The organism is Acidobacteriota bacterium (assembly GCA_016703965.1).
Lineage (GTDB): Bacteria > Acidobacteriota > Blastocatellia > Pyrinomonadales > Pyrinomonadaceae > OLB17.
This window is the reverse complement of the sequence record JADJBB010000008.1, coordinates 1-11,571: the sequence shown is the minus strand read 5'-3', so window position 1 is coordinate 11,571 and position 11,571 is coordinate 1. Positions and strand designations below refer to the sequence as shown.

Annotated in this window: 8 protein-coding genes and 2 pseudogenes; 4 read left to right on the top strand and 6 right to left on the bottom strand. The window is 46.8% G+C overall.

What is annotated here, in order from left to right; genetic code table 11:
- From IPG22_06005 to IPG22_05995, 3 genes and pseudogenes are all read left to right on the top strand, one after another.
- Nucleotides 1–1,076 (top strand): annotated as a pseudogene (locus tag IPG22_06005) (ATP-dependent Lon protease).
- Nucleotides 1,060–1,555 (top strand): annotated as a pseudogene (locus IPG22_06000) (hypothetical protein). The pseudogenes IPG22_06005 and IPG22_06000 overlap by 17 nt, the downstream one beginning before the upstream one ends.
- 56 nt (nt 1,556–1,611) lie before the next feature.
- Entirely contained in the window at nt 1,612–1,902 is a 291-nt protein-coding gene (locus tag IPG22_05995; protein MBK6587853.1) for a hypothetical protein, read from the top strand.
- A 61-nt stretch (nt 1,903–1,963) separates the two neighbouring features.
- Here IPG22_05995 and IPG22_05990 read toward each other — a convergent pair whose 3' ends face one another.
- From IPG22_05990 to IPG22_05965, 6 genes are all read right to left on the bottom strand, one after another.
- Nucleotides 1,964–2,452: a CHAT domain-containing protein gene (locus IPG22_05990; GenBank protein MBK6587852.1), complete on the bottom strand. Its 489-nt coding sequence runs from the start codon at nt 2,450–2,452 to the stop codon at nt 1,964–1,966.
- Nucleotides 2,453–2,489: 37 nt separating this feature from the next.
- Complete coding sequence (locus IPG22_05985; GenBank protein MBK6587851.1) at nt 2,490–4,511, bottom strand: CHAT domain-containing protein; 2,022 nt, start codon at nt 4,509–4,511, stop codon at nt 2,490–2,492.
- 11 nt (nt 4,512–4,522) lie between these two features.
- Nucleotides 4,523–4,762, bottom strand: a complete 240-nt coding sequence (locus tag IPG22_05980; protein MBK6587850.1) for a hypothetical protein — start codon at nt 4,760–4,762, stop codon at nt 4,523–4,525.
- Nucleotides 4,763–4,764: 2 nt separating this feature from the next.
- Nucleotides 4,765–6,303: a S9 family peptidase gene (locus tag IPG22_05975; protein MBK6587849.1), complete on the bottom strand. Its 1,539-nt coding sequence runs from the start codon at nt 6,301–6,303 to the stop codon at nt 4,765–4,767.
- Between the two features lie 383 nt (nt 6,304–6,686).
- Nucleotides 6,687–7,595 (bottom strand): hypothetical protein, encoded by a 909-nt coding sequence (locus IPG22_05970; GenBank protein ID MBK6587848.1) that lies wholly within the window; start codon nt 7,593–7,595, stop codon nt 6,687–6,689.
- The gene (locus IPG22_05965; protein ID MBK6587847.1) at nt 7,596–8,333 is read right to left on the bottom strand and encodes a hypothetical protein; all 738 of its coding nucleotides are present in this window, start codon (nt 8,331–8,333) and stop codon (nt 7,596–7,598) included. It lies immediately after the preceding gene.
- A gap of 302 nt (nt 8,334–8,635) precedes the next feature.
- Here IPG22_05965 and IPG22_05960 point away from each other — a divergent pair, with 302 nt between their 5' ends.
- Nucleotides 8,636–8,848 carry a hypothetical protein gene (locus IPG22_05960; protein MBK6587846.1) on the top strand — a complete coding sequence of 71 codons (213 nt, stop codon included), beginning with the start codon at nt 8,636–8,638 and terminating at the stop codon, nt 8,846–8,848.
- Nucleotides 8,849–11,571: the final 2,723 nt, after the last annotated feature.

Sequence of the window (11,571 nt, the reverse complement as noted above, 5' to 3'; positions counted from 1 at the left end):
GCCGTTTTGATTTTAGCGGCTATACAGAGGAACGTGCGAAATTCACACGTGACGAGTGGCTCGATGTCATTCATCGCCCGGCTCGCACCTCTCGTCGAGCCTAACTTCAATTTTATCGAGCTCGGACCCCGCGGAACCGGAAAATCCGTATTTTTCAGTGAGTTCTCGCCATATTCAACGCTAGTAAGTGGCGGACAAGCGACTAAGTCCACCTATTTTATAACAATGCTCGCGGCAAAGTTGGCCTGGTAGGTTTTTGGGATACGGTTGCGTTTGATGAGGTCGGCGGTATTCGTGTCAAAGATCAGGATACGATACAAATCATGAAGGACTTCATGGCAAACGGATTGCCCTCTCGCGGCGTCGAGGTGATCGCAGATGCGAGCCTGGCCTTCAATGGGAATATTGACCTGTCTATAGAGCAAATTGTAAATTCGACCGAATACGACCTGTTCCAGCCGCTGCCGAAGGAATTGGATCTCGCTGTAATGGATCGATTCTCATACTACTTGCCTGGCTGGGAGATGCCAAAGAATAGCAGCGATTTTCTAACCAGCAATTTTGGGTTCATTACTGACTATTTGGCAGAGGCGTTCCACCACCTATTCAAACACACGAACCGATACGAGGAAGTAAGTAAACGCGTAAAGCTCGGTTCCGCAATCGAGGGGCGAGATGAGAAAGCGATAAAACGTACCCTTTGTGCTCTTGTAAAGATTTTGCATCCCGATGGGCCCCCAGACGATGTCGCGTTTGACGAGTATACGCAATACGCTGTCGAAGGGCGGCGGCGCATCAAGGAGCAGATGAACAAACGCAAACCGGATGATGAGTTTGCGAAAATCGGTCTATCATTCGCCAGTTCTTCTGGAGAGGAAATTGTCGTATGGTGCCCTGAGTCAAAAAATGCACCAGCCACGCAAAGCCCGGTTAGAAAAATACTTGAAGAAAAGGCGGCCGTTCCGTTCCGTGCCGGAAAGATCTATAATCCCGACCCACCAGTGCCTGTAGACGTTTCAGACGAGCCATTGAATCCCGAAGTCGAGACGCCAGCTGTAGTTGCTCAACCTCATTGAACCTCAAGAGAGACACTATTCGATTCTGTACGGCGATACTGGACATACTTATGAATCGATAGTTGGCCAATATTTGCCAGGGTCAACCGAAATCACAGTAGAAGACCCATACATTAGGGCAACTCATCAAATCGGGAATTTTGTGCGTTTTTGCGAAATGGCAGTTAAGCTCGGGACCATTTCCAAAATAACTCTAATAACGTCATTCGATGCAGCGACCAACGTGCAAGGAAGGTCAAACAAAACTAGGAGACCTGAAACAGAGTCTCCTGGAATTGAACGTCTTTTTGGATATAAAGATTGACGAGAATCTTCACGATCGGCAAATCCGCCTCAATAACGGTTGGATAGTCAAGATTGGCAGAGGTCTAGATATTTACCAACCCCCGCAGAGTTATTTCGAAGTGGGTGCTAATGATCTCAGCTTGCGGAAGTGCCTTCAAACGAACGTGGACGCCTTCAAAAACGGAGCTGCTTAGTTTCTTGAAACCAGTTGCAAGAGAGCATCGCTTGGAGCAGTGTATCTGTGGGAACCATGCATCTTGCTAAGGGGCTCGAATTTAAGGCAGTTGTTGTTATGGCCTGCGAAGATGAGGTCATCCCTCACAGGAACGGATCAGCTCGGTCGCGGATGAATCAGATCTTCGCGAAGTTTACGATAGCCGAACGACAGCTGCTTTATGTGGCTTGTACCCGAGCATGGATTTTCTCCTTGTTACAAGTGGTGACGTGCCTTCGGAATTCCATTCTGATTTTTACCGAAATCGCCCTAGAGTCAGAGCTGCCCTTGGGTAAGATCATAGGTCCCTTCTTCCAGATTCATTGAGGATGATGAGCCTTCGACGATCGGACTTAGTTAATCGATTTTCAACCTATCAATTGGCTATCTAAAATCTCCAAGGACCCCCCCCCCCGAAGTCCGCCCCCGGGATCCCCGATGACTTATCGTCAATCATTTCGATTGCCGCTGCTTGGAGTGACGACGCCGTCGATGACCCTTTAAGAAGTTCTCGGTAAAAAATTCCACTGAATTTTTGGGTTGCACGATCGCTTGCTTCCCATTGCGACGAGACTACCGATGAACTACCAGAACCCAGCAATGCCCATGGAATACTAACCAGACCTTCGCCGTTATGGACTTTGCTGGTGTCACAAGATGCGAGGAATGCTAAGTTTTTTGGTTTGAGGCGGACCGAAAGGAGATCGTTGACGGTTAGTTTGCCTGAGTCTGCGGCATTCTGCTGAAAGGCAAGAAATGAAGATAGAGGATTATCGCCATCGAGTTGAGCATGCATAGAAAAATGTAGGATGTCAGCGTCCGCCGAAGATTTGAGGAAATCCGATTTGGCGGCATTCAGTCGAGGAGGATTCCGAATAACTTTCCAATACTTATCGCCTCGTTGTTCACATAGGCTAGTTTCTGACGGTTGAAAGTATCATTCGCAAAGATCTGAATAGTTTGTCTATTTGGCGGTTCCGATAGAGTTGTTGCTTTAGCAAATAAACAGACGGCGAATACGAAACCGTATTCGTCTCGATCAAGTACTTATTACCGTCTGGGCTTAGGGCATGGAATGGTATTCTCCACAATTGTTTGTCGGGGACGATAACTATGTTACTTGAGTTCAAGTCCAACGGTTTCAGTAATAGATCGTAGAGTTTCTTCCCATCGACCTTGAAGAAAATACGATCCTTTATCTTAGTTTGAGTTTCTGAGGCGAGTTTTGTGGCCTGTACGTCATTGACGGTAAGTTTGACGGCACGCAACGGCTTTGCCGATTCAAGAACAAATGCTAGGAGTTCACCTGATGGCGTGAATTCGTAGGAGACGATTGCCACGTCTTCCGGAAGTTTCAAACCCTGCGTCGAGAAATCCTGAGTTTGTTGGCTCGCTGTTTGTTTCTCGGCTACGATGCCGTTTTCCAGCTTTGTTAGAGCCTCTTCATTTTCTTTTCCTTCGGCGTAGTTGCGAGAAGTCGTAAAAAGTTGGTTTCGGATTGCGTCGGATAGATCAGGGCGTGGCTTAAGGGCCGATCGTTCGATTCTGTCTCTAAGCAGATTTGCCTTAAGAAGCTCAGAATACTCAAAGGCTTTCGCGGGATTGCCAGCTACCTCAATCTCGCTGAGTAGTCGATAGAGGGAATGGTGAACCTCCATCATTGCAATCGAAAGATCAACGATAGGAGTGTTTCGAAAAGGCTCAAATAAGGAGAGTGATTTTGCCGCGTGTTCCCTCGCAGATTGCTCTTCGCGTAGCCGCCATGAACCCAATGCGAGTTTGTAATAAATCTGGGGAAGGTCGTCTTGAAAGTTCTCCTGTTCCGTCAATTTACGCAGATAATGCGCATTCGTAACAAGTGCTTTCCAGTCCTGATCTCGCTCAGCAATCGTGCTTCTCCAATAGGGCACAATGAATTCGGAACTGCCTTTTTCGCTTACAATCCTTGAAAAATACTCCTCGGAAAGTGATCGATTTCCATTAAAGTTCTCGACCAAGGCCCTTCCAAGAAGACGCTCAAAACTAAATTGCTTTTCTTTATCGATTGATTCCAATCTTGCCAGGTAGTTCTTAGCGGCTTCAATATCATTCTCATATAACGATCGCAGTAAGAGGCTAGAAAGGAACTGTCCGGCGTGATAGTTCACTCTAGCTCGAGTCGAAAGGTCCAGGCCCTTGAGATACAGGTCCTTCGCTCGTTGCGGCTGGCCGGTGACATCGAGTAGGTTCGCTAATTCAAGATGCGCGATTCGGTTTCGATGTTCGAATTCTCCTATCGAAGATTTCGCAACTAATCTTTCCGCATAACTCAGTGCATTGGCGTAGTAGAATTTCGCAGTCCAAGCTAAGCTCAGAAATCGTAGTGCATCATAGTAAATCGAAATGTTGCCGATTGCCAGAGCCTCTTTCTCAGCTTTTTCCAGCCATATGATCGCTGCAAAATCATGACCCGCTGAATACAGGGTCCGACCGACTTCCAACTGGTAAGCGGCTAGCGATCCGGAGTCATTTGCCGATATCGACTTCGCTAGTCGCAGGTTTTCAAGCGCCGCTCCAAAATCACGCTTTGAACGAGAAACTGCTGCCTTACATAGGTAAAGAGATGCGACAGAGTCGGGAAAGCGAGTTCGTAGTTTGGGATCGGAAATGAATGGATCAACAACCTGAGCAGCTTCATCATATCGACCCAGTTGGACGAAAGTCCGACAAGTTAGAAAGGCTATATGAGATGCTTCTGCCAATCGTCCGGATTGTGAGAGTCGCGAGATTTGAAAAGGGGCGAGTTTGGCTACTTCTTCAAAGTATCCCTTTGAATATAGCTTAGATATGTTCTGTGAACCGGGTTGGCTCAAAGATATTTCCGACATGAGAACTAATGCGAAAATGACCAGAATTGATCTTGTCGCATTAGTCCACATGTTCGGCTTGTTTCTCATCAAAGTTACTCCTAGTCCGGTGTAGGACGACAATCACCGTTGCCATTGTCACCGCCCTCGTTATTCGGCTTACAATTCGTACACTGCCGCAGTGGACAGTGATCAGGGCCGCCTGCGAGCGAGAGCAATGCGGTTAACGCATAGGAGACTATACTGCTGGTGGCTGGCAACACGGCACCCGTTGCGAAAATGTTGCCAGCCAACAGAGTTGTTAGGGCCATCCCCAAGAGAAGAGTTTTGATTCGTTTCATTTTCATTTCCTCCGTAAGTGAGTCTTAATAAATTCATACATTGCCGCCGTGACGAAGCGTCCTCCAACGCCATGTCCCGCCTCGTTGGCATATATGAACCAAACATTGGCTCCCGCATCTCGCAGTTGAGATTTGAGGCCGAGAACGTCCCCTTCGGGGACTCTTGAGTCGAGTTTTCCCCTGGTCAGGAACAACGGCGTCCCCTTCCATTTTGAAACATTGTTCAGCGGAGAAAGCTCATCAAGCTTTTTCATTAAGATTTCGTCTTTTGGATCGCCGTATTCATTCTTTGCAAATTCATCGATCCAACTTTGTTGCAGATAATTTCTGATCGACACTAGCGGATATTCGGCGATAACGGCACGGATTCGAGAAGATTCCCTTAGCCCGGTCGCTAGAGCCACCAAGCCCCCGTAGCTTTCGCCACGGATGATCACGTTATCCGCGTCTAGGTCAGGCTGCTTTTCGATCCAATCGAGAAGCGAGCTAATATCTCGAACGGCATCCTCTCTTTTGGCGCCATTATCCGCATCCATGAATTCATTTCCGAATCCTCTCGATCCACGGATGTTAGTGTGGATAATGGACAACCCGAGGAACGTCGCAAACCGTACATCCACGGAACTAAATGTAGGGCGATCGAGCACCTGAGGACCACCGTGGATAAACACAAGCACGGGACTCTTCTTTTCAATTTTCGTGGGTTTGACGATGTATCCAGAAATTTCTTTACTATCAAAAGACCTCCAACGTATTGTTTCGGGAGGTTTCACGGTGCCCGTCAAAACCTCAGGCAAATGGGAATTCGTCCAAGTGGTTGTTTTCTTCGATTTGAGATCGAACGACTGTATCAATGCAGGTTGACTGATATTTTCAATGGTGAAGACGACCTCGGTTTCGGAAAGCCAACGGGTATTCCAAACGACATACGAGCCGCCCAGAAAGTTTGAAGCGGTTGGGACAATTTTTCGGTCTTTGATCTTTCCTATCCAGAGGCTGTCGATTCCGTTTATTGCTTCCTGAACCAATAGTGATTTTCCATCCGGCGACGGCTTTATGTCCCCCAGGTATCCTCGAACATTTTGAAGACCTATACTCTCCTTCTTGTTGGCACGGGGATCAATCGAAATCAAGCATCGACTCCCCCCGCACTCCGGCGAATCTTCTGCTATAACGAACGCCTTTCCGGCCGCGAAAAACGCTTTCGTCGCATTTCCTGATTCAGAAAGCGGTGTGAGTTTGCCGCTGCCGATCGAATAATTGAATATGTGTTGATTGCTGGAAGATTTCCAGTACTTAAGCAAGATGTTGCCTTCGTCGATGTCGATCACATTCCAAAGGCCCTTCAATTCTAGTGAGAAGCACTTGCTCGCACTCAAATCGCTTTGACAGAGTTTCGTTAACTTAGTTTCGTAGTCGTTGAGAGTGTAATAAATGCTCTTACCATTTCGGTTCCAGACAAATGAATCAACTGAATCGTCTTTTCCGTTAAAGCTCGATAGCTTTCGAGGCTCGGATTTGCCATCCCATAAGAAAAGCACGTAATTATCCTGGTCCTCCTTATCGTTGTTAAAGGCAACGAGTGAAGAGTTTGGACTTACTCGAAAAGTGTTTGGCACCCTACCGTCAATCACCAACATTGGCTTAGCCAATGGCGACTCTACGGAATAGATGGCATTCTTTTCATCGGTGACAAACAGTTTTCGCGACGTTCGATCGACGTCCCATATCAAATTGTTTTTTATTGCAGACGGTTCAAAAAACAAGTGTTTGACGTCATCATTCTTGATTCGCGGAACCCCCTCCAATTTGAAGCTGGGTGGCACTGGAAGATCGTCAGACTGCTGCCCGTATACTGAGACGAGCAAGCAAAAGAGGATAACCGCCCGCGACAGAAACTTAATTTTGTTGTGATTTATTCTGTTCATTTTGATGCCACACACCGCAATTCAAACGACCCTCGTTGTCTTTCCATGGCTCCGGATTTTATGTTGTCTTCCGTGGCTGTTCCCGAAGTAAGAATTTGAGGCGGACCAACGATCTTATTGCCGTTCTTTAGCGTAATGATCAGCTTCCAGCGATAGGACGTTGCCGGATCAAGCCTCACCGCAGAACGGTAATATGTTTGAGATTTCGACTCGAAATGATCGATCATGTTCTCATCCAGGTCGGAAATATAAATGTCATAGGACTGAGCCCCTTTTACAGAATTCCATTTAAGAAAGACCTCTTTCCCATCGGATTTGGATTCAAGACTGATCGTGGCCCCGCCCGAGCAAGGGTTTTCGCTTCCGCGAGTTTCGGCGTTCTGCAACTTCGGCCCGCTTACAGTAACGCCTGCCCCTTTCCTTTGGTCGGATTTTGTTAAGGGGGGCTTTGGTCTCGAATCTCTATTTGGCACGTCCACACTCTTAATCGGTAACTGTACCTTCTCGTGAGTTGTCTGATTGGCAACGGTGTTCGGGACTGGCTTCAATTCATTCGTGCCTGCGTTATTCTCGCTTTTTGCAACAGTATTCGACGTACTGAACTTTTGAACACTAACAAAATAGATTCCCGCCAGGAGCAGAATTGCGAATCCCGCAAATGTCGTTACCCTCGCAAAGGACAATATTGGAAAATCTAAAAATCGATATTTGTATTCAGATTCATCCAGTCGTGCGCCGTCGGCCCCGAGAACACAGTCCCGGAAATCCTGCGGAGTTACTGATGGCAGTTTTGCTCGACATTCTTTGCAGGCGAGAAGATGTCGGCCGATCTCGATCGATCGGGAAGAAAAACTGTCTTCCCGAAACATGGCGACCTCAGCAGCTGATAAGTGATCTTGATTCATTTATTTCATCAACTCCTTAAGTCTCTTGCGAGCGTCAAATCTCGCCTTCTTAACCGCGCCTGCGGTTGCCGATCTTTGGCCATTGGCCGAATTCGGGTTTGCTATCTCAGCGATTTCAATATCGGTTAGAGGCATTCGTGTTGAAATCCTTTCCCAAGACTCCCTTGTCAGTTCGAGCTTTGCTAACAGTTCATTCTCTTCGATTCCAAATTGGAACAGATAAAGTACGAGATCTACCGAACTGAAAAGAAGCGCTTGGCGTTGATAAAGACTCAGCCTGCAAATACCTTGCCAGACCGTTTTGACCAAAACAAAAGTTTCTGCGGACGAAGCATCTAGCTCGGCACCGAGTGCCTCGGTTTCATCGAGAGATGTCTCTATCCGTTTGTTTCGATTTGAGAGGTTTCGATTTACTTCGTTGTGAGCAGTACGCGCGGTGAAGGACTTCCAATCGGCTTCTGCCATTCGTGAGCCCCTGTCCTCAAACTTCGTGAGCCACTTCCAAAGCCTTAACGCAGCCTCTTGCGAAATATCAGGAGCGTCATCGGCCACAACAGATCTACGACCAGCGATTACTTTGCGAATCAGCTTTAACGATTCTGCAAAAAAGCCCTCCCGATCAAGCGCACCGTCAGACCCACTCGGTGGGTCGCCTGGTGAGGTTTGCAACTTGGAAAGGATCGGATTATCCACAATTCTATTTCGCTCTACCGCACTCGTTACGACAACTTCATACATTTAACCAATGGCGTTATCCAGCGTTCTTATCGATAACTAGCATTATTCGTAGAGACGCTTTTTCCGAGGTTAGAAAAGTTACCTTCTTTCTAACCGGCCATTGAACTCCTGTTCTGCTTAAGTATTGACTGTTATACAACTTACGACGCGCAAATGTAAACAAAAATTATCTAGCACGTCTCGAATTTCTCGATCTGTGTTTGCTCGGTGAATAGGCAGACGCAAGACGTGTGCCGCGGAAACTCCTGACACTCCGTCCCTGATTTTATGCCCGGCGATCGGATGGGATTGTATCTTGAACGATAGAACAGGATCTTCTCAGAAATGCCCTCGCAATCAATAACAACAATCAAACGCGTGCAGCGCAGCAGTTAGGGTTAGCCGTTCCGGATTGTAAGGAACCTGACGTGTACCATGACTGGTGTGAAAATGTTAGAACTGGTTTGCTTTTGACCTTACGGCGGCTCTTTGCGAACCAGTCGAAATTGCAATCATTGGGGGCGAAAAACCAGTGAACGAACCGACCACAACAACTGCTCCTCTAGACCAGGCATTGGTTTAACGCATTACGTCTCGAGGGCTTTTGATGCAGAATACGCAATAAACAAACATCTTCGCCCACTAGAAAAGATTCACAAGCGTCAGGGTCTTATGCGGGCTTTGCCCTTCAGGCTACTCGCTTACTTCTACGGCTTCTCGAAGCTGCAAGAGACGTTATTAGCTAACCAGAAGTCTTTGATGATGTTGGCGTGGAGCGGAGCAGATGGCACCAAAGCTGCCGAACAGGACAAAAATACTGTAAAGAAAAGGAAATCAGTCTCAAACCGATCTGCAGAGTTTTTGGAAAACGATAAGCAATTGGATTCTCGCGGTCGAACGAGGTCATATTCCATTGAATGTCGCATCTTTCGAACTATACGTCTCTCATGACATAAGCGGTAGTATTATGAAAAATTTTCTAAAGCCTCGACCTCCGCTGAAGCTAAGGAAGCTTATCTATTGGTAAACAAACTCTTTGGGCCAGATCCTCAGCTTTCTCACAAAGCTGTACATGCCGAAGAATTAAGGATTATGTGAATCACGTCTTTGAGTCGAACGAGACTACGGTAGTCGAGGATTATAAGACAACTTCAAGAAATGTCATTAATGGTAGTAGCGGTCAATAAAAGATGTTGAAGCTCAATTTAAGAAACAATTCATAAAGACTATAACGTCCGAAAAACTCGTTAACTTTGCTCCTTGGATTGGATTGAAACGAAAATCGACACGCTACGAGCAGGGTTTTCCCGCTTTATCTCCACAGACAGTTTCCATCGTGAATTGACCAGCCTAACAGGCAAGATTGACCGACAGGAGATTCTTGCAAGATTTGCACCAGATCCGACCGAGGAAGAAATCGAGCGTTGATTTGAAGTCACGAAAACGGTGCGGCGGCTGGAAATAATCGGGTGCGATTTTGATGATCGCATTGCCGCCGTGGTGCATTCCTCCGAGCCTCAGCCGATCGAACGGAAATGGGAGTGAAATGGGAATCGTACATGAATCAGTTTCGACGAATTTGAAGAAGATCTAAAAGAAGCCTGGAAGAATCATCGACGAACTTCAAATGTTGAAGTGGGAGACAGGGGATCATCAATCTCGCAGGCAACATCTGTATGCTTGATGTGGCTTGCGTAAGGCAAGACTGGAAAGCAGCGGGTCTCCAAGTTATTGTTTTACCTGCAGGAGTTTCCACGCTCTAGCGGACGCAAAGGGGTAGGATGGCATCCAAATTACAGGAGGAGCTAACAGGAAATAATCTAATGGCAACTGTTGCAGGTCCCCGGAAAATGTTCAAAACCTTACACACAGGAGCATGATGATTCTTTGGAATTTTCTGCTGGATATCACTGCCGGAAGCACTAGAGGGAACATGTTCCTCTGCTTCTTTTCTAGTATTGCCCGTTATTCTAAGGCAAGACACTGCTGTAACTCATAGCTAAGACAAAAGGGAAGTCGTCGGGCCTGCGGGCTTTGTTAACAAATTCAATGAAACGCAAACATCAAAAATGTCTAATTTCTGCTATTCATCCCAGTGCGATGCGGCTCCGCAGGTGACGTGAAAGTCTTTGGCACTTGCAATCTGCAAGTCTTCTCAAGATCGACGAGGAAACGTCTAAGGTGATTCGTTTGTCGGCAACAAGTCCAAAAGCTGGAGTTACTGAATCAGTAAAAGACTTGCTTAATGCTGGCGAAAAACTCGGTCATTGGTGTTCGCAAATTACCCTTCACGAAATTTCAATAGTTTTGAAGGTGGGATTTTGGAGCTCTATGTATTTTCAGATTCTTGAGATTATGTAGTGGCCTCGAAATGAGGCTTTAAGCCTCGACGCCTTCCGTTTAAATCTTGGATCCATTAACGCGTGATTAGTGGCGTTTTCTCAGACGGGAAGAGTCAGCCATAATTCCGATTATGGGTAACCGCTCTAGGGCTGATAAATGCACAATACCTGTTAGCACCATCCGGGACTCGTGCTCATGGTTTGGTGTAATTGTCGACCTACAATACAAAGGTAGAAAACTATTTGCGCGTCAGGAACCGGGACTGCAAAGACTACTGGTGATATGTTCACGCTCGAAGGGACGATTTTTCCATACCTGACACGATTATGAAAGAAAGCACCTCGGCCGATGCAGTCAAACGATCCCTCCGATGAACTTGCAGGACTGACCGCACTGGACTTTGATTTTGAAAACTTGGGAGTGGATTTAAGGGACGACCAAGTTTCGCGATCTAACCGCATTTGTCTTTCAACCACAAAATATTTGTTGCGAACCCAAATGTGCTGTTTTAAAACAAACCACGCAGGAACATCGCGAAAAACCACGAACGATTTTTCCTACATTTTAGGGTTGGTAACTCCAGAGCTCTTAGCCAGTATCACGAGCTAAGCCAACCCAAAAAATCGTTCCGGAGAAAACAGATTGAACTATCAGACGTAAACGAAGTCTCGGAGGGATGGATGGCTGAAGTTAGATCGCGCAGTCGGGCAGGCATAATAGGACTTCTTCCAACAGTTCCTGTGAAAATGCGAGTCCGCGAGGAGCTTGTCGCAATGCTCAAAGCGTCGTTTGCGGAGAAAACCGATGAGCTCCAGGTGAGCGGCAAACAATTTCGAAGCGATTCGAGAACGCTCTCTGAACGAAGAAGATGAGGAACTTTCCCTACGGCTTACCACGTTACGAAAAAGGCTGGGAG

What these genes read in the sequence shown, in the direction of transcription:
- IPG22_05985 (MBK6587851.1), bottom strand. Translation starts at nt 4,511, where the DNA reads ATGAGAAACAAGCCGAACATGTGGACTAATGCGACAAGATCAATTCTG.
- IPG22_05995 (MBK6587853.1), top strand. Translation starts at nt 1,612, where the DNA reads ATGCATCTTGCTAAGGGGCTCGAATTTAAGGCAGTTGTTGTTATGGCC.
- IPG22_05980 (MBK6587850.1), bottom strand. Translation starts at nt 4,762, where the DNA reads ATGAAACGAATCAAAACTCTTCTCTTGGGGATGGCCCTAACAACTCTG.
- IPG22_05965 (MBK6587847.1), bottom strand. Translation starts at nt 8,333, where the DNA reads ATGTATGAAGTTGTCGTAACGAGTGCGGTAGAGCGAAATAGAATTGTG.
- IPG22_05970 (MBK6587848.1), bottom strand. Translation starts at nt 7,595, where the DNA reads ATGAATCAAGATCACTTATCAGCTGCTGAGGTCGCCATGTTTCGGGAA.